Below are 23965 nucleotides of genomic sequence, written 5' to 3' on the forward strand. Positions count from 1 at the left end.
GTGTGCAGTTCGGCCTCATCACCGACCGCAAGCTCTGCCCTGACCCGCAGGCCATCGCTGCCCGGTTCCGACAAGAGTTCGAGTCGTTGCTGATGGTGACCTTGATGCTGCCGTGGGGGGATGGGTAGGGCGGCAAGCGACCGAAAAGACCTTGCCGGAAAGGTATCGGCCCCCACTTGGGGGGGGCCGACGGGTGTTGGCGGGCAAGACCGACTGTCCGCGAGCGGCGGAGCAACCGGATGAGCGGGTGGCCTGGAGCCACCGGCCTTCCACACTCGGGTGGACTTGCCCGATGTCAGTATCGGACTTCCAGGGCGGAAGTGGAGCCCCAAAAGTGAGGGGGGCGTGTCATAGATCACGACCTCGCCCCGCGTTCGCCGGAGGCGTTCCTTGTCGCGTCACTGACAAACGAAACTTTCCGCGCTTTCCAGGCTGCCCGAGCCGCTGTAGCGCGCCACCTTCGGGTACGGGCACAACGGGCGGGTGCGGTCAGCGGCCCAGTCGCCCGGCACTTCGGTGTTCGTGCCACCCGGGTTGCCGGCTCCGCGGGCGCTGGCCACGATGCGGTCAGGCGCCACGCCTTGCTCCACCCATTGCACCAGCGGCGTGATCACATCGAACTGGTCGGTGGACGGCCCCCCTGAGCAGTGGCCCATGCCCGGAACACGGAACACGCGCGCGAAGTTGGAGGCGTCGCCGCCATGGTTGGCGCTCAGGGCCTCATACCAGCGCGTGGTGTCGTCCACCGAGAAGATGGCGTCCGACACCCCGTGGTACACGATCATCTTGCCGCCGCGATTGCGCAGTGTGGACAGGTCGCTCGGGTTGGGTGGGGTCATGAAGCTCATGGCCGACTCGGTGTAGCTCAGCGAGGTGCTGTGGATGAACTCATAGAGCGTGTCCACCGGCGTGTTCAGGGCAAAGGCCGGGCCGTTGAAGCCGATCGGATTTTCCGGCGGCGCCTTGAACACGATGCCCACGGCGCCGGAGTCGAGCGCCAGAGGAGCGGTGAACTCCCAAAACCCCACGCCGCTGCCGCGCAGGCCTGGGTCGTAAGGAAAGCTCGCGTAAAAGCGAGTGCCACCGCTGGTCCTCGCACCCTCGAAGATCGAGGCGATCACGGTCTTTTGGTCCGCGCTCAGACAGGTGCCATCACGTGCGCCGGAACAAGTCGGCACGTCGCGCATCAGGTCAAACGCGCTCTGGCAGGCGGTGGTGTCCTGCACGATGCCGTCTTCGGCGCCATCGAGGGCATCGCAGCGATCGAGCACGGCTTGGGAGACGAGCTCACGTTCCGAGGCGGTGAAGGCCGTGGAGAGGTTGGTCGGGTCGGTGGCCACCGTCGCGTAACGCTGAGCGCCCCAGATGTTGGCCACCGCGGCCAGCGGCAGGTTGAAGCCGGGTGCGCCAGCGAGGATCCCGTCATAGTCCTGGGTGTAGCGGGCGGCGGCCACCATCGCGTGGCGACCTCCATTGGAGCAGCCTCCGAAGTACGAGCGATCGGGCGCTTTGCCGTAGACGCGCCGGATGGCCTCTTTGGCCATGGGTGTGAGCTTGCCGACGGCCTGATAGCCATAGTCGAGTCGGGCTTGGGGGTCGCGCCCGAAGGACGGGGTGGGGCCGGCATGACCGGCATCGGAGCTGAGCACGGCAAAGCCTTGGTGCAGTGCATGGGTGAGCGGTCCGCCGCCGAAGCTGCCCGTGGCCGTGACGACGTTGCCATCGAGTCCGCCATTGCCTTGGTGAAAGAAGCGACCGTTCCAGGCCTTGGGCAAGCGCAGCTCGAAGCTGATGGCATAGGTCGCCCCATCGATCGGTCCGATGCGCTCGAACATTCGACCCGTCACACGGCAGTGCTCGGCAACGGCTTGCCCCCCCACAGTCAATGCACCCGCGGCCACCGTCGTGGCTGCGGTGATCGTGGTGTTGGGCAAGCCGGCCAGTGTGGTGGCGAGGGCCTCGCACTCGCCGCCATAGCTGCCTGGAGTGGCCGCAGACAGCCGGGGGATGTCGGGGGCACGGGTGTCGTTGCCGCCGCCGCAGGCGGCCAGGGATGAAACGGCCAGCAGCAAGGCCGATGCCCTTGCGGTGCAATGCGGGGAAGGGTGGCGCATGAGGGTGTCTCCTACTTGATCTGTGACGAGGATCGCCTGGCGTGTTCATTGCCAGACAATTAGTTAACTTAATTAATAAATATCAAAGTAGAAGACGGTGCTTACCCTAGGAGGGTGGCTGAATTCATTCATTCACTTCACCATATGGGCCGTGCCGTGCGGCGGGCACAATCCGGGGCATGCCTTCCAACCGTCCTTCCCGCAACGACATCACCCCGGCTGGCCGGCTCGACGAGGCGCGGCTGCACGACGTGCTGGGCTATCAGATGGCCCAAGCGGCCATCGTCACCGACGCCGTTTTCAGGGACCAGGTGGGGCGTCCCTTCGGCTTGAGGCCGGTGGAGTACACGGTGCTGACGCTGATCGTCGAAAACCCCGGGGGGTCGCTGGCGCGTTTGGCGAGGGCTCTGGCGGTGACGGCGCCGAACATCACGATGTGGGTCGATCGACTGGAATCGCGCGCGCTGGTGCGGCGTGAGCAGAGCTCACGGGATCGTCGTTCGCAGGTTCTGCACGCGACGGCACAGGGCGTCGCGCTGGCTCGGGCAGCCACTCAACGCATTCTCGATGCCGAGCGGCAGGCGCTGGACGCGCACTTGACGGCCGGTGAGAGAGCCATACTGCTGGAGCTGCTGCACAAGGTGGCCTGCGCACGAGCCGAGCGCTCGCGCGGCTGAGTGCGCTCAGCTCAGGCCGAGCAGGCGCTGTGCGTTGGCTTTCAGGATGAGCGGCTTGACCTCGTCGCGGAAGCCGGCTTCCTCGAAGTCTTTCATCCAGCGGTCGGGTGTGATCAGCGGGTAGTCGCTGCCGAAAAGCACGCGGTCTTTCAGCAGGGTGTTGGCGTACTGTACGAGCTGCGCCGGGAAATACTTGGGGCTCCAGCCCGACAGGTCGATCCATACGTTGGGTTTGTGCATGGCCACACTCAGGGCCTCGTCCTGCCAAGGCCACGACGGGTGGGCGATGACGATTTGCATGTCGGGAAAGTGGATCGCCACGTCGTCCAGGTGCATGGGGTTGGAGTACTCCAGCCGCAGCCCGCCGCCGCAACGCATGCCCGATCCGATGCCGGAGTGGCCGCTGTGAAAGATGGCCGGCATCTTGTGCTCGGCAATCACTTCATAGAGGGGCCAGGCCATGCGATCGTAGGGGTAGAAGCCTTGGACCGTGGGGTGGAACTTGAAGCCCTTGACGCCGTGTTCCTCGATCAGCCTGCGTGCTTCGCGCGCGCCCATCTTGCCCTTGTGCGGGTCGATGGAGGCGAAGGCGATCATGATGTCGCTGTTCTTGCGGGCGGCTTCGGCGATCTCCTCGTTGGGGATGCGTCGCCGGCCCAGCTGGGCCTCGGCATCGACCATGAACATCACCAGGCCGATGTTGCGCTCGCGGTAGTAGGCAATGCTCTCGTCGATGGTGGGGCGTCGGCTGGAGCGGAAGTACTTGTCGGCCGCGCGGTCGTATTCCTCGCCGTAGCTGTCATAGGGGTTCCAGCAGGACACCTCGGCATGGGTGTGAATGTCGATGGCGACGAGGTTCTCGGTCTTCACGGATGGGCTCCCGGTGAGGTGGCTTTGATTATAAACATTAACGACTTGGGGTCGCTCTGGACGTGTGAGCCGGCGGTGCTCCGTGGGCGCCAGACACCGGGTCCGATGGTCGATTATCCCTGGGAAATCCCTGATATCTACCGACTTCTGGCGATCTGTTGCCCTTCGATACGAGGGAAAACCCTTGATCTTGAGCCAGGCCAATTGTTTATTCTTCTTAACCAATTGATCGACATCATACCCATGCCCTCCCCACCTTCCGACAACGCCATGCTCGCTGCCCTGGACCTGCTCAAGATCGAGCACGACGGTGCGGTGACCCATGTGCGCCTGAACCGCCCGGCCAAGCGCAATGCCATCAGCGATGCCCTGGTGGCCCAGCTTCATACCTGCTTCATCCACCTGCCCGACAGCACACGAGCCGTGGTGCTCAGCGGCGAAGGCGAGCATTTCTGCGCCGGGCTGGATCTGTCCGAGCTGGCCGAACGTAGCGTGGCCGAGGGCATCGAGCATTCGCGTGCCTGGCATGCGGCGTTCGAGCAGGTCCAGTTCGGTCGGGTGCCGGTGGTGGCCGTGCTGCATGGCGCGGTCGTGGGCGGCGGGCTGGAGCTGGCGGCGGCCGCCCACATCCGAGTGGCCGAGGACTCCACGTTCTATGGCCTGCCCGAGGGGCAGCGCGGTCTCTTCGTGGGCGGGGGAGGCTCGGCGCGCGTGCCGCGGTTGATCGGTGTTGCGCGCATGACCGACATGATGCTCACCGGCCGCGTGCTCGATGCGGACGAAGGGCAGGCGGCAGGCCTGTCGCACTACCGTGTCGGCCAAGGCCAGGGGGTGGCCAAGGCGATGGAGCTGGCGCGCAGGATCGCCAGCAACGCGCCGCTGTCGAATTTTGCGGTGATGCAGGCCCTGCCGCGTATCGCCGAGATGTCGCAGGCCCAGGGCCTGTTCGTCGAGTCCCTCACCGCGGCCATTGCTCAGGGCGATCCGGCCGCGAAGGACCGCATGCGCGCCTTCCTTGAGGGCAAGGCGGCAAAGGTGGGCAAGCCATGACGCGCTACCGCGCCACACCGGTGGGGGGGTGCCTGTCGGCCACCGTGGAGCGGCGAGCCGACGGCAGCGTCGTGCTGCGTTCCACCGAGCCGTTGGAGCCTTATCCGGCGCGCCTGACGGACCGCCTGGAGCACTGGGCCCGGGTGGCCCCCGACCGCACCTTGGTGGCCCAGCGTGAGCGGCGGCCCGATGGCACCCGCGGTGAGTGGCGCCGTTTGAGCTATGACCGGATGCTCGCTCGCGCCCAAGCGGTGGGGCAGGCGTTGGTGCTGCGCGGGCTCTCGCCCGATCGGCCGGTGGCCATCCTGTCGGACAACGACTTGGAGCACCTCACGCTGGCGCTGGGGGCGATGTGGGCCGGTGTTCCCTATGTGCCGGTCTCGCCAGCGTACTCGCTGGTGTCGCAGGACTTCGGCAAGCTGCGCCACATCATGGAGACCGTCACGCCAGGCCTGGTGTTCGCCTCCGATGCGCGATACGGCCGCGCCATCGAGGCGGTGGTCGCGCCGGACGTGGAGGTGGTTCTTACCGAGGGCGAACTCGCCGGGCGCCGCATCACGCCCTTTGCGGCGCTGCTCGATACCTCGCCCGGCGCGCAGGTCGATGCGGCGCACGCCAAAGTCGGGCCGGACACCATCGTCAAGTTCCTGTTCACCTCCGGTTCGACCAAGGCGCCCAAAGGGGTGATCAACACCCAGCGAATGCTGTGCGCCAATCAGCAGATGAAGCGCCAGGCTTTTCCCTTCCTGGCCGACGAGCCGCCGGTTTTGGTGGACTGGCTGCCTTGGAACCACACTTTCGGTGGCAACCACAACACGGGGCTCACGATCTACAACGGCGGCACGCTCTACATTGACGAGGGCAAGCCCACGGCGGCCGGTATCGCCGAGACGTTGCGCAATCTGCGCGAGATCTCGCCGACGATGTACTTCAACGTGCCCAAGGGCTTCGAGGAGATCGCCGCGGCGATGGAAGACGACGCGGTGCTGCGTGAGTCGCTGCTGCGCAGGGTCAAGGCCTTCATGTTTGCCGGCGCTGGCTTGAGCCAGGCGGTGTGGGACCAGCTCGATCGTCTGGCAGAGCGCACGGTGGGTGAACGCATTCCGATCTTCACCGGCCTGGGCATGACGGAGACGGCGCCTTCGTGCACCTTTGCGCTGAGGGCCGGAGAAGTCCGCTCGGGCCACATCGGTCTGCCCTGTCCCGGCGTGGAGGTCAAGCTCGTGCCCGACGGCGATGCCCGCTACGGCAAGACCGAGATCCGCTTCCGTGGACCCAACGTGATGCCGGGCTACTGGCGGCAGCCGGGGCTCAGCGCCGAGGCCTTCGACGAGGAGGGCTACTACCGCACCGGGGATGCCGTGAAATGGGTGGATCCGGCCGACCCGCAAAAGGGCTTGCTCTTTGATGGCCGCATTGCCGAGGACTTCAAGCTCTCCACGGGCACCTTCGTGAGCGTGGGCCCGCTACGGGCGAAGATCATCGCGCTGGGCGCGCCCTGTGTGCAAGATGCGGTGATCACCGGGTTGAACCGCGATGAGATCGGCATGCTGATCTTTCCGCGCGTGGACGAATGCCGCAAGCTCGCCGGTCTAGGGGGGCAGGTGCCGACCCCCGAGGTGTTGCATCACCCGGCGGTGCGAGCGTTCTTCCAGGCGCTCACCGACCGGCTGTGGCGCGAAGGCACCGGCAGCGCCAACCGGGTGGCGCGTGCCCACGTGCTGGTCGAGCCGCCCTCCATTGACAAGGGAGAGATCACCGACAAGGGGTCGATCAACCAGCGCGCCGTGCTGCAGTGCCGTGAGGCGCTGGTCGAGGCGCTGTACCGCGGCGAAGCAGCCGATCCCTATGTGATCTTGCCCCGCAAAGACCGACAGGACAGATCATGAAGATTTTTTCCGGATTGGCAGCACTCGTGACGGGGGCAGGTTCGGGCTTGGGCGCCGAAACCGCGCGTGAGCTGGCGCGGCAGGGGGCCAAGGTGGCTTTGCTCGACATCAACGAGGCGGCAGCGCAGGACGTGGCGGCCGAGATCGGCGGCCTGGCGCTGCGCTGCGACATCACGGACAGCGCGAGCGTGAGCGCGGCGCTCGACGCCGCCCGCCAGGCCCACGGCCCCGCGCGCGTGCTGATGAACGTGGCCGGCATCGGCGGCGCTCGGCGTCTCGTGGGCCGGGACGGCACGCCCATGCCCCTGGAGGACTTCCAGCGCATCGTGAACGTCAACCTGGTGGGCACCTTCAACGTGATCCGCCTGGTGGCGGCGCAGATGCTCCAGCTCGATCCGCTGGACGACGGCGAGCGCGGCGTGATCGTCAACACGGCGTCGGTGGCGGCCTACGACGGCCAGGTGGGCCAGGAGGCCTATGCCGCGTCCAAGGGTGGCATCGTCTCCCTCACGCTGCCTCTGGCGCGCGACCTGGCGCAGTTCGGGGTGCGCGTGTGCACGATCGCGCCGGGCCTCTTCCTCACGCCGCTGCTGCACGAGTTGCCCCAGGATGTGCAGCAGTCGCTGGCCGCCTCCATCCCCTTCCCGAAGCGCCTGGGCAAACCCGAGGAGTTCGCCCAGCTCGCCGCGCACATCGTCACCAACGCCTCGCTCAACGGCGAGGTCATCCGCCTGGACGGCGCCTTGCGCTTGCCTCCGCGCTGAAGCGGCCGTTCGATTCCCTGATGAACCCCCACAGAGGAGACAAACCATGATCGATCGCAGACAGTTTCTGGCCTATGGCGGTGCGGCCGCGGCCACCGGTTTCGGGCTCGCACCCGGGCTGAGCCTGGCCCAAACCCTCGACACCGTGCGTGTGCTGTGCGGCTTTCCGGCGGGCGGCACCACCGATGCGGTGTCGCGCCGCGTGGCCGACAAGCTACGTGGCAGCTATGCGCGCGTGGCCCTGGTCGAGAACAAGCCCGGTGCAGGCGGGCGCTTGGCGGTCGAAGAACTCAAGCGCAGTCCGAACGACGGGGCCCATCTTCTGCTCACGCCGGCGGCGATGATCACGCTGTACCCGCACATCTACCGCTCGCTGTCGTACAAGCCTGAGGATGTGACCCCGGTGTGCACCGCCGGAACCATTGTGTTCGGCTTTGGCGTGGGCCCGGCCGTACCTGAGTCGGTGAAGGACATCAAGAGCTACTTGGAGTGGGCCAAGGCCAATCCGAAGGGGGCGAACTACGGCTCGCCGGGCGCCGGATCGCCGCCGCATTTCATCGGCGCCTTGCTGTCCAAAGAAAGCGGGGTGCCGCTCAACCATGTGCCGTACCGCGGCTCGGCCCCCGGCATCCAGGATCTGCTGGGAGGCCAAGTGGCAGCTTTTTCGTCGCCAGTGGGCGACTACCTGCCGCATTTGGCCAGCGGCCGCCTGCGCCTGTTGGCGACCTCGGGCGCCACGCGCTCGCGCTTTGCGCCCAACGTGCCCACCTACACCGAGCAGGGCTTCAAAGCGCTGGAGATGAACGAGTGGTACGGCTTCTTCCTGCCGGGCCAGGCCTCGGCGGACGTGACGCAACGTGCCGCCCAGGCCATCAAGGCGGCGGTGAGTGCCCCTGACGTGGTCGAGGCCTTCGCCCAGCTGGGCGTGGAGGCGGGCGCGAACACGCCGGCCGAGCTGGCCGCTGCCGTCAAGCGTGAGCATGCTGCCTGGGGACCGATCGTCACGCGCGTGGAGTTCAAGCCGGAGGCTTGATCGCCGATGTGGTCCTACGCCCCACCGCTGCGTGAGCTCCGGTTCGTCCTGGAAGATGTGCTGGAGGCGCCCGCACGGTGGGCGAGTCTGCCCCCTTATGCCGAGGTCGATGCCGCCACGGCTCGGCAGGTGCTGGAGGAGGCCGGCCGTTTCGCCGCCGAGGTGCTGGCGCCGCTGAACGCCGCTGGCGACCGTGAGGGCTGCACCTGGGATGGCGGCGAGGTGCGCACTCCTGCCGGCTTTCGACAGGCCTACCGAGCCTATGTCGAGGCCGGCTGGCCGTCGCTGGCGTGCCACCCCGACTGGGGGGGGCAAGGACTGCCCATGGGCTTGTATCTGGCGCTTAACGAGATGCTGCACAGCGCCAACCATGCGTGGGCCATGTACCCGGGCCTGGCGCACGGCGCCTACGAGTGCCTGCTGGCGCATGGCACGCCCGAGCTGCAGCAGCGCTATCTGCCGCGCATCGTCAGCGGCGAGTGGCTGGCCACGATGTGCCTGACCGAAGCCCAGGCCGGTTCGGACCTGGGTCTGGTGCGCACGCGGGCCGAGCCGGTGGGCGCGCGTGCCGACGCCATCGAATCCGGCGGTGAGGTGAAGGTGAGCGGTAGCAAGATCTTCATCTCGGGCGGCGAGCACGACCTCGCCGACAACCTTGTGCACCTGGTGCTGGTGCGCCTGCCCGAGGCCCCGCCGGGCAGCCGGGGCCTGTCGCTGGCCCTGGTGCCGAAGATCCTGCCCGATGGCCGTCGCAACGCGGTGCATTGCGACGGCATCGAGCACAAGATGGGCCTGCGTGGCAGCGCCACCTGCGTGCTGCGATTCGATGGCGCTACCGGCTGGCTGGTGGGCGAACCTCATCGCGGCCTGGCCGCGATGTTCCTGATGATGAACGCCGCCCGCCTGCTGGTGGGCGTGCAGGGCTTGGGACACCTGGAGATGGCGCGCCAGAACGCCTGGCGCTATGCGCTGGAGCGGCATCAGTCGCGTGCGCCCGGCAGCCGCGAAGGCCCCAGCGCGATCGCCGAACATCCTGCGGTGCGGCGCACCCTGTGGCGCCTGGAATCCCTCGCCCAGGGGCAGCGCCTGCTGGCCATGGCCACGGCCCTGTGGCTGGACGAAGCCGAACACCATGTGGAACCGGCGCTGCGCGGGCGTGCCCGGCGGCTGGTGGAACTGCTCACCCCGGTGGTCAAGGCCTTCTTCACGGACACCGCCCACCAGGCCGTCGATGCGGCACTGCAGGTCTGGGGCGGCCACGGCTACCTGCGCGACCACGGCATCGAGCAGGCCGTGCGCGACAGCCGCATCACGATGATCTACGAGGGTAGCAACGAGATCCAGGCGATCGACCTGCTGCAGCGCAAGCTCTTCGAGGACGGCTGCCATCGCTTTGCCGAAGCGATGGGGGTGATCGATGCGGAGCTGCAGGCCGCTCGCGCCGAGCCGGTGCGGACCGGCTGTCCCGAGCTGGAGGACTTGGCGGCCGCACTGCAGGCGCAGGTGGACGCTTTGCGTGAGGCGACGGCCCGGCTCTACGTGGGCCGGCAGGACGACCCGACCTGGGCCTACCGTGTGGCCGACGATTACCTGCAGGCCTTCGGCTGGGTGCTGATGGGCTGGGCTTGGCTGCGCACGGCGCGCTTTGCCGCACCCCGACGGGCCGACGCCTGGTACGCCACCCAGTTCGACGCGGCGCGCTACGGCCTGGAGTGGCTGCTGCCCGAAGCGGGATGGCGGCTGCAGCAGGTGGGGCGGCGCCAGGCCGTGCTGCCGGCGTCCCGGTCTGGGTGAAGACCATGGTCTGGGACCGGGACTGGGCCCAGTACACTGGCGCGGCCATGACCAGCCCGCCTGTCAGCGACCCCATCCACCACGGCCTCGACGCCAGCTGCCTGAGCCATGTGCTGGGCTACCAGCTCGCCCAGGCCGAGGTGCCCACGCGCAAGATCTTCTTCAAGCACATCGGCGAGCCGCTGCAACTGCGTCCGGTGGAGTTCACCATCCTGATGCTGGTGCTGCACAACGCCGACGTCACGCAAAAGCAGCTCGCCCAGGCGCTGGCCGTGTCGGCGCCCAACACCACCATCTTGCTCGACCGGCTGGAGGAGCGCGAGCTCATCATCCGCGTGCGCAGCGAGGCCGACCGCCGCGCCCAGTACGTGCGCCTGACCCGCAAGGGCCAGGCGCTGGCGAAGAAGGCCCATGAGGTGTCGCTCACGATGGAGCAGGACCTGCTGCGACACCTCAGCGAGGCCGAACGCGCCATCCTGATCGAGCTGCTGCAGAAGGTCGCTCGCCACCGGCGGGTCTGATGGCCCTTTTCTCGGGGCAGCGGGCGGCGTAACCAAACCTTGCTTCCTGTAAACGCTGGTAATTCCCTCGAGTGAGTGTCTTCCGACGCCACTCGGGGATGCGCATACTGCGCGGCACTTAGATCAACAAGGCTTCCAGGGAGGAGCCCGCTCATGACCAACCTGTCCGACCTGGCCGAGGTGGCGCGAGCTGCGCAGGCGGGATTCAGCCAGAACGCGCGGCTGCTGCGCCTGCACACGCCGCTTGGGCCGGACGTGCTGCTGGCCGAGCAGGCGACGATCACGGAAAGCATCGGCCCGAGCGACGGCGTGTGCGGCTTTCGGATCGAACTGACGGCCCTGAGCGTGAGTGCCTCGCTGGCGCTGGACGAACTCATCGGCCGGCCTGTGCGGCTGGACCTGCTCACCGCGGCCAGCCGCACCGAGCCGCGCCCCTTCCACGGCCACGTGACCCATGCCAGCCTGCTTGGTTCGGACGGTGGCTTGGTGCGCCATGCGCTGGTCATCGAACCCTGGCTGAGCCTGCTGGCCCACCGCGTGGACAGCCGCTGCTTCCAGCGCTTGAGCGTCAAGGGCATCGTCGAGCAGGTTTTTGCACGTTACCAGGCCCAGGGCGAGTTGATGCCCGCGTGGCGCTGGGCCCTGGCCGACGAGCCGCACTATCCCGAACGCTCGCTGTGCATCCAGTACCAGGAAAGCGACCTCGACTTCGTGGCCCGGCTGCTGCGTGAGGAAGGGCTGTTCTGGTGGTTCGAGCACCAGGCCGAGGCGGACGACAGCCTCGGGCGGCACACCTTGGTCATTGCCGACCACAATGGCGCGTTGACCCCGGCGCGGCCTGAACACGTGCGCTACACCCAGACGCTGGCCAGCGTGAGCGAAGAGGGCCTGCAGCATTGGGCGCAGATGCGACGCACGCACGTGGCGCAGGTCAGTCTGGCCAGTTGGGACTACCGCAGCGTGGGCTTGCGCCCCGTGCACACGCATGCGGGCGACGCCTGTGCCGCAGCTGACACTCACTGGATCGACGTGCCCGGCCTGTACGCCTACGAAGACAGTTCCCAGGGCGAGCGATTGGCGTGCCGCTGGCTCGAAGCCCTGGCCTCCCGCTCGCATCTTGCACAAGGGCGTGGCAGCGTCCGACATCTGCACGCCGGCGGTCACTTCGTCCTGACCGACCACCCAAGGCATGCCCAAGGGCCTGCCGAAGCCGCCCGCTACGCCGTGCTGCGCGTGGTGCACCGGGCACGCAACAACCTGCGCGCTGACGCGCGCGCGCATGTGGATGTCGAGAAGGGGCAGACGCTGGCCGACGCGGGGGAGTACGACAACGACATCGTGGCCTTGCCGCTGAGCCACCCCGTGCGCGCGGCGGTGCTCGACGACATCGAAGGCAAGGTGCTGCTGCAGCCGCGCCCCACCATCGTGGGGGCCCAGACCGCCGTGGTCGTGGCCGAGGGCGAGGCGCCGGTGCACACCGACCGCGACCACCGCATCAAGATCCAGTTCCACTGGCAGCGCGGCAGCCGCTCCAGCCACCGGCTCGACAGCGACGACGGGCGCGACCACGCCCCGGCCAGCGATGCCAGCGGCACCTGGGTGCGTGTGGCCGAGTCCTGGGCGGGCGACAACTGGGGCACGAACTTCCTGCCGCGCCGGGGCCAGGAAGTGGTGGTGCAGTTCCTCGACGGCGACATCGACCGGCCGGTCATCGTGGGCGCGGTGTACAACGGCCGCGGATGCGAAGACGCCCAGGGCAACCAGGTGGGCACGGGGGCGGCCGGCACCACCGGCAACGCCCCGGCCTGGTTCCCTGGCGGCGCCGCGCCCACCACCACCAATGCCCAGCCCACCCTGCACGAAGGCCACCAGCATGCGGCCGTGCTGTCGGGCTACAAGAGCCAGGAACTGACCCACAGCCAGGACGGCACGGGAGGCTGCAACCAGCTCGTCTTCGATGACAGCGCGGCCCAGGGCCGCATCGAACTGAGCAGCACCACCGCCCACAGCCAGCTGCAGCTCGGCCACCTGCTGGACCAGCGCGACAACCAGCGGCTGCACCCCCGAGGCCATGGCGCCGAGCTGCGCACCCAGGCCTGGGGGGCCGTGCGCGCCGGCGCGGGCCTGCTGCTTTGTGCGCATGCCCGCCCCAGCGGCTCCACACAAGCGACCCACCAGCTCGACACCCGCGAAGCCCAGGCCCAGCTCGGCCGCGGCCAGCAGCTCCAGCGCAGCCTCGCGCAAAGCGCCCGCGAGCACCAGGCCCACACCGAAGCCCAGCCGCAAAGCGACCAACTGGCCAACCACACCGCCTGGCAGGCCGCCCAGGCCAGCCTGGCCGCCACCGACACCGTGGGGGCCAGCGCAGAGGCCCTGATCGACGGTGGCCACGGGAGTGTGAGCGCCTGGCGCCGCCCCGAGCTGCTGGCCTGCGCCCCGGGCGGGCTGGTCTTCACCACCCCGGCGCACCACCTCGCGAGCGCCGGCGCCAGCTTGAGCCTGGTGGCCGGGCAGGACCTGCAACAGCTGGCCCAGCGCCACCACAGCGTGATGGCCGCGCAAGGCATCGTGGCCTACACCTACGGGCGTGCCAGCAACCCGCGGCGCCCCGTGCAAGACACCGGCATCCGCCTGCACGCCGCCAGTGGCAGCGTGATGAGCCGCAGCGCCAGCGCCGCCACGCGCATTGCGGCGCAGGGCCGCATCGACGTGGCCAGCACCCACGCGGGCATCCGCCTGCAGGCGCCCAAACACCTGCTCATGACCGCCGCCGGCTCGGGCCTGAAGATCGAGGGCCCCAACATCACCCTGACCACCCCGGGGCGGGCGCAGTTCAAGGCCACCTTGCGCAGCCTGGAGGGGGCGGGGAGTGCCGAAGCGTCGTTGCAGATGCCCCAGACAGGGACGCTCAAGGCCTGTGCGATGCGCATGGATGAGGCCGCCGAGCAACATGCGGCGGTGGTGTGGCCATGATCGAAGACGAGGTGGAACCGGTGGTGCCGTGGCTGAGCGCCGTGGTCGACGACCACTTGCGCGAGCGGGGAGCGGTGTATGCCTTGATCGACCGCTACGTTGCGTTGCCAGCGCCGGTCGGGGACTCCGTGAATCGATGCCTGCAAGGTCAGCGGCAGACGGCGCAGGTGTTGCGGCACGCGCTATTCGGGCAAGCCACTCATCGTGCACCCGTGCTGCTCAGCTTCCAGGAAGAAGACAGGGAACTGATGGAGCAGTTGATCACGCTCACGGGGCGCCCAAGGCAGGCAGACCCACCGCATTGGCCTGGTCATTGGCTGCTTGCTTCACCGCACGTCTCGATGGTGCAGCTTCGCGCACACTTGCAAACCCTGCTGGACGTGCGCCTTCATGGATATCCGCGCGCTGCGTTTCTACGCTACTACGACCCGTGGGTGCTGGATGTGCTGTGGCACTGGTTGAACGAATCCCAGCGCGCCCGGTGGATGGGACCGATCGAGCACTGGCATTTTGTGCGGCGTGACGGTTCACTGCACAAGCTCAGTGCCCCGCAGGAGCTGCAGGAGCCGCGATCGCAAGACTCCATGCTGGTTCTCGATGACCGTGCATCAGCAGCCTTGCTGCGTGCGGAGGTTGTCAACGCCGCGTATCAGGTGTTGTACGCGTGGCAAAAGCCGGCCGCCGCCTTCGGCTACCCCGCCGTTGATGCGGCTGTGGTCGCTGTCCAGCAACTCGGTCTTCGAGACACGGCCAATCTTGCAGCAGGCGCTGCGGCAATGCTCAGTTGGCCGCAGGTCGGACATGGAGCATTCTGGGACCACCCACAGGTCTTGCGAGCAATCCAGGCCAGCCGTGAGGGAGTTCCCTTGAGGGACTACATCGAAGAGCACCTGGCGCATGTGCTGCTTGCACCGGTGCACGACACAGCCGATCTCACATGAAAGACTGCAAATTCTGCGACAAGAAGGGCCTGCTCATCCTGCCCTTGCGCTACGCGGCCGTGGTGGGAGAGCGAGCCGCTGCCTTGCTGCCGCCCCTGCCCCCGAGCCTCGGCCAGGGCGTGAGCGACATCGCGTTGAGCCGGGCCGTCTACGCACCGCGGTTGCTGCGCGAAGGCTTCCTGTACGTCCTGGTGCAACGCATGGGCATCAAGTCGTGGCAAGCCTACGCCGTCAACGAAGAAGGTTTTCTGTACACGTTTCCGGCGGATCGGCCGCCCAGCCTCAAGCCTGAATTCAACTGTGAGCGCAATACCTGCGGCATCGATGCCAGCTGTGTGGCCATCGAGCAGGTGGACAAGGTCGAGAGGGCGTGGTTTCTGTTCAATCCGGTGGCCCTGACGCCGGCCAAGCTGCGTGAGTACAAGCACAACGCCGCGGCTTACGAAGCCCAGGGGCGTTTGCAGGCCTTCGATCCGAGGGCCTGGGCCAGAGCACGCGCCCATGCGCAGCCTCATACCCTGCGCCCGGACCTGCTTGACACCCACGTCCCCGAGTGGCTGCAGGCCAGAGGCGAGCACGCCAGCGGGACTGAACTGGGCCGCCTGATGCAGGCGCAACTGTTCCCCCATCCCGCCACGCCTCAAGCCCGCAGCGACGGTGCCGCGAACGGGCGGCTGGCCAAGCTGGCCGAGAAACTGCGCAAGCTCGAGGGTGCGGTGTTTGTGGTCCACGATGCCCTGGGTATCGTGCAGGAGCTCAACAACCACCGCAACGCCGCGATCGATCCCCTCAGGCCGTGGCTGCAACAAACCGATCCGGCCACGGGCGCCACCAACGAACGCAAGACCCACGTGCTGGGAGCGATGGACGATGTACGCGAAGCGATGATCCGGGGGGCCATCGGGCGGCAGCAGGACTTCATGGTGCAGCATGAGCGATCCAGCGAGCAGTACATGAAGCGACGGCTGAACACAGCCCGCCAACTGCGCTCCATGGGGCGCGACGGTGATGCACGCGCCGTCGAGGACGACGTCGCTCGAGCCCGTCAAGCCCGGCAAGCCAACTACGAACGCGCCATGGCGCGCGTTCGCGAGCAAGCGCCCCAAGCGTGGCAGAAATATGCCAGGCGCCTGCCCGGGATGGAGCCGTTTCGGCAGGCCTACGAGCGCATGGCTGCTGCGGTGCATGACCAGGTGATCGCCCGAGTCGACGACCATCTGGCCTGGCTGCAAGGGCGCCCCCTGCGCGAAGCGCTGCATGCCTTCGACCGCACCCACCCGGCCTCGGGCCAGGCGTTCGCCGACCAGATCGGGGCGGCCCTGCACGGCATGAACTACACCGAGGCGGGGGCGGCACTGGTCATGCGCTGGGCGGCCGATGAGGGCATCGACGCAGGCAATCTGCTGATGCGGGCCTACTGCCTGAACCAGGAGGACATCGAGGCGGCCGTGCGCGCATCGCTGGCCTCGGCCCGGCAGGCCGCCATGGATGCCACCGCGCAAGGCCGCTCAAGCACCTGGTGGCGCACGCTCGACCTTGCCCAGAGCGGCATGCAGCGGGCGGTGGACGCCTTTGCCAAGACGCAAGAGGCCCTGGCGACACAGCCCAGTTCCCCGTCTTACAACGGGGTGTTCGTCAGCATGGGCGCAGCGGTGTACACGGCCATGGGGCAGGCGCTGTTCAAGCTGGGCCTGAACGGCCAGGCCAATGCGGCGATGGCGCGCTACATGGCCTTGCTGTCCGCCAGCCTGGGGCGGCTGAACGCGAGGGTGAGGTTGTCGGAGCTGGCGCATGCGGCGACCAACCTCACGCCTGACGCACAGCGGGTGCAAAGCCAGGCGGTGCGCCGGGTGCGCGAGGCGCTGCAGCACGAGGTGGCGCAAGGAGCCGCCGGGGACGCCTACAAGCTCAGGGCCGCCGGAGTGATCGCGCTGATCGAGGCGGTGGGGCTGCTCGTGCGGGCGCGGGAGATGGGGCAGGACCAGGCCGGCAGCCGCGAAGTGGCGCTGGTGATGGGCTCCGCGCTGGCACTGGTGGCCGCGGGCTTCGAAGGGTTTGCGGTGGGGGTGGAATGGGTGCAAAAGCACTACCGCAGCGTGACGATGAGCGCGCGCGGTGCGGCCATCAGCCTGGGCGGGCTCAAGCTGTTTGCCGGCAGCCTGGCCGGCTTCGCCGGGGCGATTGGGGCGGCTTATGATTTTGTGGATGCGAGTGAGGCGAGGCAAAGAGGTAGAACCGCCTTGGTGTTCGCACTGCGGGTCCGTGGCACCGCGCAGATGATGAGCGCCTTCCTGGGCGTGGCCATCGGGTTTTCGTTTTGTGGGCCGTTGTTTGAGTATTTGCATAGATTGGCTGTCCAGCGAGGGTTACCGATGGTGGTGTCCAGTAGCGCGGCCGGATTCGCTCGGGCAGCCCACTGGCTGGCGCGCCCTGCGGCAGGCGCCACGGTGGCGCGGGTGGTGATCCTGCTGCGTGTGGTGAGCTGCCTGACGTGGGTGTCCCTGGGGCTGACGGTGTTGATGTTCGTGTTCCTGGAGGATGCCTTGGAAGAGTGGTGCGACCGCAGCGTCTTCCGGCCCAACCCGCGGGTGTCGGACCCATCCTTCACGGCGCTGGAGGTGGAGTTGCAAGAGCTGTATGTGGCCTTCCAGGAGGTGAGCTGAGATGTACCTCGTGGAATGGCATACCCATTCAGCGCAACGGAGGTTGCCTGAGGAGTTCTCCAAGACGTACAAGCAGTTTGCACAAGCGAGACAGCGGCAGGCCCAAGGGCTCAGCAGCGACTTTGATAAGGCCGGAAACTGGCGAGAAAAGGCCTGCGACGACCCTGACGGCGGTCACTCGGTGTACGAGATGAACGACACCTACATCGAGCTGAGGACGCCGTTTGATGAGAAGCGGGGGATGGTGACGGCGGGGGCCTTGAGCTTCTTGGTCCCGATGGTGGGAATCGCCCTGCCGACGTTGTTCGCGCATGACATTCCCGATCTGTATTGGTGGTTCACTGGGCAGCAGGATCGGCTAGATCATGTCTTTACCGGGATAGACATCCTTTTCATGGTGCTGTCCGTGCTGCTGCTGGTCGGGGTGACCATCGCAGCCTTCTACTTCGGCTGGAAATACTGGCGCCTGGAGGCCTTTGTGCAGCGCCGCCTGCTGGTGAGGTTCAACCGCAAGACGCGCAAGGTGTATGTGCACCGGCCGGGGTATGCGGGCGGGGTGGTGGCCTTGGATTGGGAAGAGTGCTTGTCCACAGAGCGCGATCCGAGCAAGCTCAAGCCAAGAAACCGTCCGGATTCGGCGATGCCACTGATTCTGACGTGGCCTCCGGATCGGACGGGCCATGACCTCATGGAGATGATCTACATCGGTCGCTGGCCCCGGCGGGTCAGGGAGTCGTTGCAACTGTGGGAGTTCATCCGCCGCTACATGGAGGAGGGGCCTGAGTCGGTGCCGCAGCCCAAGCGGCTGGGTCGGTTTCCGTGGCCGTGGAAGAGTGTGAGCGCGGCCTTGTCGCTGATTTGGCCTTTGCTGTCGGGGATCTCGCTGCGCTGGACGGTGCCGCTGCTGGTGCTGATCAGTCCGGCCATTGCGATCTTTGCGACGGCGCAGTGGGTGGCGTTGCTGACGTGCTGGGAGCCGGTGTGGCCCAAGGCCATCCGGCAGGCCTGCGAAGACGGTGCCTGGCCATGGCTGCGCGACCGGCTCATCGACCTGGGCGCCTGGGCGATGCTGGCGGCGCTGGTGTGGGTGGTGCTGCGCGGGGTGTATGGCGTGGGGTGATGCGCGGCCGTGCGCTGAACTTTCTGCCGCGACGGGGGCAGGAAGTGGTGGTGCAGTTGACATGCCCCTGACCTTCGACCGCACCCACCCGGCCTCGGGCCAGGCGTTCGCCGACCAGATCGGGGCGGCCATCCATGGCATGAACTACACCGAGGCCGGCGCGTGTCAAGATAGTTGTCGCCTCGTTCACTCAGCCAATGGCTGTTTGATGGTGGCCGGCACGGCGCCCCGTTCATCCACGTTTTCGGCATTCTCTTCAGCCCCATCGTTACTGTGCTGGGCCTTACCTTTTCAGTCTTCGCCGCGATGATGATGCTGGTCTACCCGGCCAAGATCGTCGCTGAGACCGGCAAGCCGGTGCTGGTAGACATGATGACTCCGGCCGACGCTCCTGTTCCGGACGCATGCCCTTCGGCGAGCCAATGATGGAGGCGCAGACTGACCCATGGCGGCGCGAGCCGGGGTATCGGGATGAAGAAGCCATTGCCGCGGTGAAGGCGGCGACCGCGGGTGCGCCGCGCAATGGCTGAAGACCGGGTGGCACCAGGCATCCTGGCCTTCTTCATGGAAGACGCGAAGGACAACAAGTTGCAGGCCTGGCTGAGGCGTTGCCACTTTGGCACCTACGCAGACAAGTATCCGGATGCGCGCACGCAGCTCGAAGAGTACGGCGTGGCGCTGGGCTCAGCCAGTTGAGGAGTTGTCGGGTGCCTTTGATCAAGAATGTGATCCATCGCTTCCATGTGAAGCGCCCGCTCACCGCGCGCGAGCGCGAGCTCCGTCTGGACATTCGTAAGCCGGCGGGCGACGCTCCGCACTACCAGTTGTCGCTGATCCGCCTGAACTCGACCTTTGTCGAATGTGTGGACAAGTGGTATGCGGAGAGAGGGTTTGGGGCCATGGTGGGGGGTGTGCTGTGCGCCGTTGCACTGTGGGGCAGCGTTGCATGGCTCCGGATGGAACTGGAAGCCCAAGAGTCGCTCCTGTTTCTGCTGGGCCCGCTACTTGGGTTGGTGAACCGCACTGGTTCTTGAGGAGGCTCCAAGCTTTGAGTAGATGGTGGAGCCATGAACCAGTCGACTCTGATGCAACGTCAGGGGGTGCCCAGCGACCAGCGCTGTTGTCGCCGCTGCGCCTGCTCGCGTACCGCCGCGCGCACCGCCTGCAGGGCCGGCGAGGGTTGTGCGTCGCTGCGCATCAGCCAGCCCACCGGCTCCTCGGTGCCGGATAGCGCCAGCGGCAAGGGCACCAGCACACCGCGCTCGAGGTCGGCTTCGGCCGCGCCCAACGGCGTGAACCACAGCGCATCGCTCGTGGCGGCGAGTTCCCGCCCCAGCGACACCGACAGGGTCTCGAATACCATGGCCTGCGGCACCACCCCCTGGCTTTGCAGCCAGCTGTCGGCGTTGTGGCGGATCATCGTGTCGGCCAGCGGCAGGATCCAGTCGTGGGCCGCCAGTTGCGCGGGGGTCGGTCGGCGCTTGCGCCGCAACGGGTGGTCGGGCCGCATCGCGACGATCAGCGGCTCGGCGTAGAGGTGCTCGAAGGTCAGGCCCTGCAGGCGATCGGGTTCCGACAGTCGGCCTACCACCGCGTCGAGCTCGCCTTGTTGCAGCCGGGCCAGCAGCTCGCGGTTCGCCCCGGTCTCGATGCGCACCGTGGTGTGGCCGGGCAGGCCCGGCGAGCGCAGGCCGGCGGCCACGATGGCGTTCACCACCGTGGGCAGCGCCCCCAGGCGCAGCACCGGGGGCGTCTGGCCGGGGGCCACGCTCTCCAGCGCCTGGTCCAGTGTGGCCATCACCTGGCGGGCGTGGCGCAGGAAGCTCTGGCCGACCGGCGTGAGACGCGCCCCGCGCCGGCCCCGTTCGAACAGGCGCAGGCCCAGCAGGTCCTCCAGGTCGGCCAAGGTCTTGGTCACCGCGGGCTGGCTGATCGACAGCGCCTGCGCAGCCCGCCCCAGGTGGCCCAGCCGCGCCACGGCCAGGAAGCAGTGCAGGTGGCGCAGTTGCAGTCGGTGGGCTTGGGGCAGCTTCATTCGATAACTCCGTCGAATGAATTATCGAACGAGACTTCAATTTACATAACCAGGGGTGATGCTTAGAGTCTTGACATCCATCACCCCTGACGGCCCCACGAGGAGACTCCCCGATGAGCGAGACCGTGACGCTGCGCCCCCGAGACTGGGACAGCCACCCCCCCTACATCCACCCCGAGTACAAGTCCACCGTGCTGCGCGGCCCCACCAAGCCGCTGCTGCCGATCAAGGAGAGGCTGCGCCAGCTGCGCGCGCCGGTGTACGGCCACGACGCCATCGGTGCGCTGGACCACGACCTCACGCGCAATGCCGCGAAGAACGGCGCGCCGCTGGGCGAGCGCATCGTGGTCACCGGCCGCGTGCTCGACGAGCGCGGCCGACCGGTGCGCAACACCCTGGTCGAGATCTGGCAGGCCAATGCCGCCGGCCGCTACGTGCACAAGGTCGACCAGCACGACGCGCCGCTCGACCCCAACTTCCTGGGCGCCGGCCGCACGCTCACCGACAGCGAGGGCCGCTACAAGTTCTACACCGTCAAGCCCGGGGCCTATCCCTGGGGCAACCACCCCAACGCCTGGCGGCCCAACCACATCCACTTCTCGCTCTTTGGCGAGTACTTCGCCAGCCGCCTGGTCACGCAGATGTACTTCCCCGGCGACCCGCTGCTCGCCCTCGACCCCATCTTCCAGGGCACGCCCGAGCGCGCGCGCGACCGCCTGATCTCGCAGTTCACGCTCGACGTGACCGAACCCGACTTCGCGCTGGGCTATGTCTTCGACATCGTCCTGCGTGGACCGAACGAAACGCCGATGGAGACGCCGCGATGAGCACCCTGCTTGGACAGACCCCTTCCCAGACCGTCGGCCCCTACTTCGCCTATGGCCTGACGCCGCGCCAGTACTTCTACGACCATGCCAGTGCCTACACCCCGATGCTGGCCCAGCCGCAGGCCGAGGGCGAGCACATCACCGTGACGGGCCGCGTGCTCGACGGAGCGGGCCAGCCCGTCAACGACGCGATGATCGAGATCGCCCAGCTCGATGCGCAGGGCCGCGAGGTCGCCAGCGCCGAACAGGCGAAGGAGCGGGGCTTCACCGGCTTCGGCCGTTGCGGCACCGGCACCGACGCGCAACTGCGCTATGCCTTCACCACCGTGAAGCCCGGCGCTGCCGTCGGCGAGGCCCCGCACATCGATGTCATCGTCTTCATGCGCGGCCTGCTCAGCCATGCCTTCACGCGCATCTACTTCGACGACGAAGCGGCGGCCAACGCCAAGGACGCCGTGCTGCAGGCAGTGCCCGCCGAGCGCCGCGCCACGCTGATCGCGCGCCGCGAGGTGCAGCCCGGCGGCGTGGTCTACCACTTCGACATCCGCATGCAGGGGGATCAGGAGACGGTGTTCTTCGACCTGTGAGCAGGCCCTGGGGCCCGACGCCGGGGGCCGAAGGTTCCCACGTGGGAAGGGGGCGAGGCTGGCTAGACTTCGCCCATGTCTGCCACGACCCCCTTCCTGAAGGGGCTGAGGAGGCTCGGAACCTTGCTGTGCATGGCAGGGTTCGCGGCCCAGGCCCAACCCATCGACCGTCCCGATCCTGCTTCGATGACGGCGCGCGTGCAGGCCTGCGTGGCCTGTCACGGCGCGCAAGGGCGGGCCACGCGCGAGGGCTACTTCCCGCGCATCGCGGGCAAGCCCGCGCTCTACCAGTACCACCAGTTGCTGCACTTCCGCGACGGGCGCCGCCGGTACGGGGCGATGAGTCACCTGCTGCAGCACCTGACCGATGACTACCTGCGCGAGATCGCCGGCCACTTCGCCGCGCTGGATCTGCCCTACCCTCCCACACCCGCGATCACGTTGACGCCGACGCAGCGGGCGCGCGGTGAACAGCTCGTGCGCGTGGGCGATGCGGGGCGCGGCATCCCGGCCTGCGCCAGTTGTCACGGGCAGGCCCTGCTGGGCATTGCCCCTGCGCTGCCCGGCCTGCTGGGTCTGCCGCGCGACTACCTCAACGCCCAGCTCGGCGCCTGGCGCGTGGGCACGCGCCGCGCCTTCGAACCCGACTGCATGGCGCGCATCGCCAAGGCCCTGGACGAGCAGGACATCAGCGCCGTCTCGGGCTGGCTGGCCAACCAGCCCTTGCCCGCGCCCGCCCTGCCCGAGCCGGCGCTGACCCGGCCTCTGCCGATCGACTGCGGCGGGGTGCCGGCACCTCAGGAGGCGCGTCGATGAAGCGCCTGCTGGTCTCCCTGGGCGGCCTGCTCATCCTGATGCTGCTGCTGGCCGCAGGGGTCGTCGGCCTGAACCTGCGTGGCGAAGACCCGATCGGCCAGGCCGAGCCGCCGGCGGTGCTCGACGCCGCCCAGGTGGAGCGAGGCCGCTATCTCGCCCTGGCCGGCAACTGCGCGAGCTGCCACACCGAGCGCGGCGGCGCACCCTACGCGGGGGGGCATGGCATCCCCACGCCGTTTGGCACCGTCTTTGCCGGCAACCTCACGCCCGACGAGGCCACGGGCCTCGGGCGCTGGAGCGCCGACCATTTCTGGCGTGCGATGCGCAATGGCCGCTCGCGCGACGGCCGCCTGCTCTACCCGGCCTTCCCGTATGCGCATTACACGCTGCTCACGCGCGAAGACAGCGATGCCCTGTACGCCTGGCTGCGCAGCCTGCCGCCGGTGACGCAGGCCAACAAGCCGCACGAGCTGCGCTTTCCCGTGAACACGCAGGCGGCGCTGGCCGTGTGGCGGGCGCTCTTCTTCTCGCCCGCACGCTTCGAGCCCGACCCCTCACGCGATGCCGCGTGGAACCGGGGCGCCTACCTCGTGCGCGGGCTGGGCCATTGCGCCGCCTGCCATGCCGAGCGCAACGTGCTGGGGGCCACCACCGGTCGCTTCGAACTGGGGGGCGGTCTGATGCCGGTGCAAAACTGGTACGCGCCCTCGCTGGCCCGTGCCGACGAGGCCAGCGTGGCCGATTGGCCGGTCGAGGACATCGTGGCCTTGCTGCGCGACGGTGTCTCGCCGCGCGGCTCGGTGCTCGGGCCCATGGCCGAGGTCGTGTTCCGCAGCACCCAGCACCTGAGCGAGTCCGATCTGCAGGCCATGGCGGTGTACCTGCGCAGCCTGCCACAGCAGCCCCTGCCGCCTGCGCCGCCGGCCTCCGAGGAGGGCGAGGAGCCGCCCCCGCCGCCGCCGTCGCGCGCCGTCGGCCAGCGCCTGTACGAGCAGCATTGTGTGCAGTGCCATGGTGAGCGGGGCGAAGGGGTGCCCGACGCCTACCCGGCTTTGGCCGGCAACCGCACGGTCACGATGGCTTCGCCCGCCAATCTCGTGCGCATCCTGCGCCATGGCGGCTACCCACCCGCGACGGCCGGCAATCCCCGCCCGCATGGAATGCCGCCTTACGGCCACCTGTTCGACGACGAGGAGATGGCCGCGCTGGCCACCTACCTGCGCAGCGCCTGGGGCCACCAGGCCGCGCCGGTGACTGCGCTGGAGGTGTATCGCTATCGCTGAGCGGAGTC

At 67.9% G+C, this 23965-nt stretch carries 21 protein-coding genes; 18 read left to right on the forward strand and 3 right to left on the reverse strand.

Annotated elements, in window-relative coordinates; genetic code table 11:
- Positions 1-398: 398 nt before the first annotated feature.
- Positions 399-2114 carry a tannase/feruloyl esterase family alpha/beta hydrolase gene (locus ACK4ZD_RS07200; RefSeq protein ID WP_409660048.1) on the reverse strand — a complete coding sequence of 572 codons (1716 nt, stop codon included), beginning with the start codon at positions 2112-2114 and terminating at the stop codon, positions 399-401.
- Positions 2115-2293: 179 nt separating this feature from the next.
- On the opposite strand from ACK4ZD_RS07200, the gene ACK4ZD_RS07205 reads away from it, so the two are divergent.
- Positions 2294-2791, forward strand: a complete 498-nt coding sequence (locus tag ACK4ZD_RS07205) for a MarR family winged helix-turn-helix transcriptional regulator (RefSeq protein ID WP_409660050.1) — start codon at positions 2294-2296, stop codon at positions 2789-2791.
- A 6-nt stretch (positions 2792-2797) separates the two neighbouring features.
- Here ACK4ZD_RS07205 and ACK4ZD_RS07210 read toward each other — a convergent pair whose 3' ends face one another.
- Positions 2798-3661, reverse strand: coding sequence for an amidohydrolase family protein (locus ACK4ZD_RS07210; RefSeq protein WP_409660052.1), 864 nt, complete (start codon positions 3659-3661; stop codon positions 2798-2800).
- Positions 3662-3904: 243 nt separating this feature from the next.
- Here ACK4ZD_RS07210 and ACK4ZD_RS07215 point away from each other — a divergent pair, with 243 nt between their 5' ends.
- The 13 genes from ACK4ZD_RS07215 to ACK4ZD_RS07275 all read left to right on the forward strand — a co-directional run bounded on the left by ACK4ZD_RS07215 (position 3905) and on the right by ACK4ZD_RS07275 (position 19443).
- Positions 3905-4711 carry a crotonase/enoyl-CoA hydratase family protein gene (locus ACK4ZD_RS07215; protein ID WP_409660053.1) on the forward strand — a complete coding sequence of 269 codons (807 nt, stop codon included), beginning with the start codon at positions 3905-3907 and terminating at the stop codon, positions 4709-4711.
- Complete coding sequence (locus ACK4ZD_RS07220; protein ID WP_409660055.1) at positions 4708-6600, forward strand: feruloyl-CoA synthase; 1893 nt, start codon at positions 4708-4710, stop codon at positions 6598-6600. The genes ACK4ZD_RS07215 and ACK4ZD_RS07220 overlap by 4 nt, the downstream gene beginning before the upstream one ends.
- Positions 6597-7364, forward strand: a complete 768-nt coding sequence (locus ACK4ZD_RS07225; RefSeq protein WP_409660057.1) for an SDR family NAD(P)-dependent oxidoreductase — start codon at positions 6597-6599, stop codon at positions 7362-7364. The genes ACK4ZD_RS07220 and ACK4ZD_RS07225 overlap by 4 nt, the downstream gene beginning before the upstream one ends.
- Positions 7365-7410: 46 nt before the next feature.
- Positions 7411-8397, forward strand: coding sequence for a Bug family tripartite tricarboxylate transporter substrate binding protein (locus ACK4ZD_RS07230; RefSeq protein WP_409660058.1), 987 nt, complete (start codon positions 7411-7413; stop codon positions 8395-8397).
- Between the two features lie 6 nt (positions 8398-8403).
- Positions 8404-10191, forward strand: coding sequence for an acyl-CoA dehydrogenase (locus ACK4ZD_RS07235; RefSeq protein WP_409660060.1), 1788 nt, complete (start codon positions 8404-8406; stop codon positions 10189-10191).
- 47 nt (positions 10192-10238) lie between these two features.
- Positions 10239-10712 (forward strand): MarR family winged helix-turn-helix transcriptional regulator, encoded by a 474-nt coding sequence (locus ACK4ZD_RS07240; protein WP_409660062.1) that lies wholly within the window; start codon positions 10239-10241, stop codon positions 10710-10712.
- 153 nt (positions 10713-10865) lie between these two features.
- Positions 10866-13685, forward strand: a complete 2820-nt coding sequence (locus tag ACK4ZD_RS07245; RefSeq protein ID WP_409660063.1) for a type VI secretion system Vgr family protein — start codon at positions 10866-10868, stop codon at positions 13683-13685.
- A complete protein-coding gene (locus ACK4ZD_RS07250) occupies positions 13682-14626 on the forward strand; it encodes a DUF4123 domain-containing protein (RefSeq protein WP_409660065.1) in 945 nt (314 codons plus the stop codon). The genes ACK4ZD_RS07245 and ACK4ZD_RS07250 overlap by 4 nt, the downstream gene beginning before the upstream one ends.
- A complete protein-coding gene (locus tag ACK4ZD_RS07255; protein WP_409660067.1) occupies positions 14623-17289 on the forward strand; it encodes a T6SS effector BTH_I2691 family protein in 2667 nt (888 codons plus the stop codon). The genes ACK4ZD_RS07250 and ACK4ZD_RS07255 overlap by 4 nt, the downstream gene beginning before the upstream one ends.
- Before the next feature lies 1 nt (position 17290).
- Positions 17291-18409, forward strand: coding sequence for a DUF6708 domain-containing protein (locus ACK4ZD_RS07260; protein WP_409660069.1), 1119 nt, complete (start codon positions 17291-17293; stop codon positions 18407-18409).
- A gap of 174 nt (positions 18410-18583) precedes the next feature.
- Positions 18584-18835, forward strand: coding sequence for a hypothetical protein (locus ACK4ZD_RS07265; protein ID WP_409660071.1), 252 nt, complete (start codon positions 18584-18586; stop codon positions 18833-18835).
- Positions 18836-18946: 111 nt separating this feature from the next.
- Positions 18947-19105 carry a hypothetical protein gene (locus tag ACK4ZD_RS07270; protein WP_409660073.1) on the forward strand — a complete coding sequence of 53 codons (159 nt, stop codon included), beginning with the start codon at positions 18947-18949 and terminating at the stop codon, positions 19103-19105.
- Positions 19106-19116: 11 nt separating this feature from the next.
- Positions 19117-19443, forward strand: coding sequence for a hypothetical protein (locus ACK4ZD_RS07275; protein ID WP_409660075.1), 327 nt, complete (start codon positions 19117-19119; stop codon positions 19441-19443).
- A gap of 59 nt (positions 19444-19502) precedes the next feature.
- On the opposite strand, the gene ACK4ZD_RS07280 is transcribed toward ACK4ZD_RS07275, so the two are convergent.
- A complete protein-coding gene (locus tag ACK4ZD_RS07280; RefSeq protein ID WP_409660076.1) occupies positions 19503-20444 on the reverse strand; it encodes a LysR substrate-binding domain-containing protein in 942 nt (313 codons plus the stop codon).
- A 113-nt stretch (positions 20445-20557) separates the two neighbouring features.
- On the opposite strand from ACK4ZD_RS07280, the gene pcaH reads away from it, so the two are divergent.
- The 4 genes from pcaH to ACK4ZD_RS07300 all read left to right on the forward strand — a co-directional run bounded on the left by pcaH (position 20558) and on the right by ACK4ZD_RS07300 (position 23957).
- Positions 20558-21271 carry a protocatechuate 3,4-dioxygenase subunit beta gene (gene pcaH / locus ACK4ZD_RS07285; RefSeq protein ID WP_409660078.1) on the forward strand — a complete coding sequence of 238 codons (714 nt, stop codon included), beginning with the start codon at positions 20558-20560 and terminating at the stop codon, positions 21269-21271.
- A complete protein-coding gene (gene pcaG, locus ACK4ZD_RS07290; RefSeq protein ID WP_409660080.1) occupies positions 21268-21858 on the forward strand; it encodes a protocatechuate 3,4-dioxygenase subunit alpha in 591 nt (196 codons plus the stop codon). Before pcaH ends, pcaG begins: the two co-directional genes overlap by 4 nt.
- A 75-nt stretch (positions 21859-21933) precedes the next feature.
- A complete protein-coding gene (locus tag ACK4ZD_RS07295; RefSeq protein ID WP_409660081.1) occupies positions 21934-22674 on the forward strand; it encodes a c-type cytochrome in 741 nt (246 codons plus the stop codon).
- Positions 22671-23957: a c-type cytochrome gene (locus ACK4ZD_RS07300; protein WP_409660082.1), complete on the forward strand. Its 1287-nt coding sequence runs from the start codon at positions 22671-22673 to the stop codon at positions 23955-23957. Before ACK4ZD_RS07295 ends, ACK4ZD_RS07300 begins: the two co-directional genes overlap by 4 nt.
- The last annotated feature ends 8 nt before the right edge of the window (positions 23958-23965 follow it).

Source organism: Caldimonas sp. (assembly GCF_046291045.1).
GTDB lineage: Bacteria > Pseudomonadota > Gammaproteobacteria > Burkholderiales > Burkholderiaceae_C > Caldimonas.

Coding starts and splice junctions, on each gene's coding strand:
- ACK4ZD_RS07295 (WP_409660081.1), top strand. CDS start 21,934: ATGTCTGCCACGACCCCCTTCCTGAAGGGGCTGAGGAGGCTCGGAACC.
- ACK4ZD_RS07225 (WP_409660057.1), top strand. CDS start 6,597: ATGAAGATTTTTTCCGGATTGGCAGCACTCGTGACGGGGGCAGGTTCG.
- ACK4ZD_RS07240 (WP_409660062.1), top strand. CDS start 10,239: ATGACCAGCCCGCCTGTCAGCGACCCCATCCACCACGGCCTCGACGCC.
- ACK4ZD_RS07245 (WP_409660063.1), top strand. CDS start 10,866: ATGACCAACCTGTCCGACCTGGCCGAGGTGGCGCGAGCTGCGCAGGCG.
- ACK4ZD_RS07205 (WP_409660050.1), top strand. CDS start 2,294: ATGCCTTCCAACCGTCCTTCCCGCAACGACATCACCCCGGCTGGCCGG.
- ACK4ZD_RS07235 (WP_409660060.1), top strand. CDS start 8,404: ATGTGGTCCTACGCCCCACCGCTGCGTGAGCTCCGGTTCGTCCTGGAA.
- ACK4ZD_RS07260 (WP_409660069.1), top strand. CDS start 17,291: ATGTACCTCGTGGAATGGCATACCCATTCAGCGCAACGGAGGTTGCCT.
- ACK4ZD_RS07230 (WP_409660058.1), top strand. CDS start 7,411: ATGATCGATCGCAGACAGTTTCTGGCCTATGGCGGTGCGGCCGCGGCC.
- ACK4ZD_RS07200 (WP_409660048.1), bottom strand. CDS start 2,114: ATGCGCCACCCTTCCCCGCATTGCACCGCAAGGGCATCGGCCTTGCTG.
- ACK4ZD_RS07280 (WP_409660076.1), bottom strand. CDS start 20,444: ATGAAGCTGCCCCAAGCCCACCGACTGCAACTGCGCCACCTGCACTGC.
- ACK4ZD_RS07300 (WP_409660082.1), top strand. CDS start 22,671: ATGAAGCGCCTGCTGGTCTCCCTGGGCGGCCTGCTCATCCTGATGCTG.
- ACK4ZD_RS07215 (WP_409660053.1), top strand. CDS start 3,905: ATGCCCTCCCCACCTTCCGACAACGCCATGCTCGCTGCCCTGGACCTG.
- pcaH (WP_409660078.1), top strand. CDS start 20,558: ATGAGCGAGACCGTGACGCTGCGCCCCCGAGACTGGGACAGCCACCCC.
- ACK4ZD_RS07250 (WP_409660065.1), top strand. CDS start 13,682: ATGATCGAAGACGAGGTGGAACCGGTGGTGCCGTGGCTGAGCGCCGTG.
- ACK4ZD_RS07255 (WP_409660067.1), top strand. CDS start 14,623: ATGAAAGACTGCAAATTCTGCGACAAGAAGGGCCTGCTCATCCTGCCC.
- ACK4ZD_RS07220 (WP_409660055.1), top strand. CDS start 4,708: ATGACGCGCTACCGCGCCACACCGGTGGGGGGGTGCCTGTCGGCCACC.
- pcaG (WP_409660080.1), top strand. CDS start 21,268: ATGAGCACCCTGCTTGGACAGACCCCTTCCCAGACCGTCGGCCCCTAC.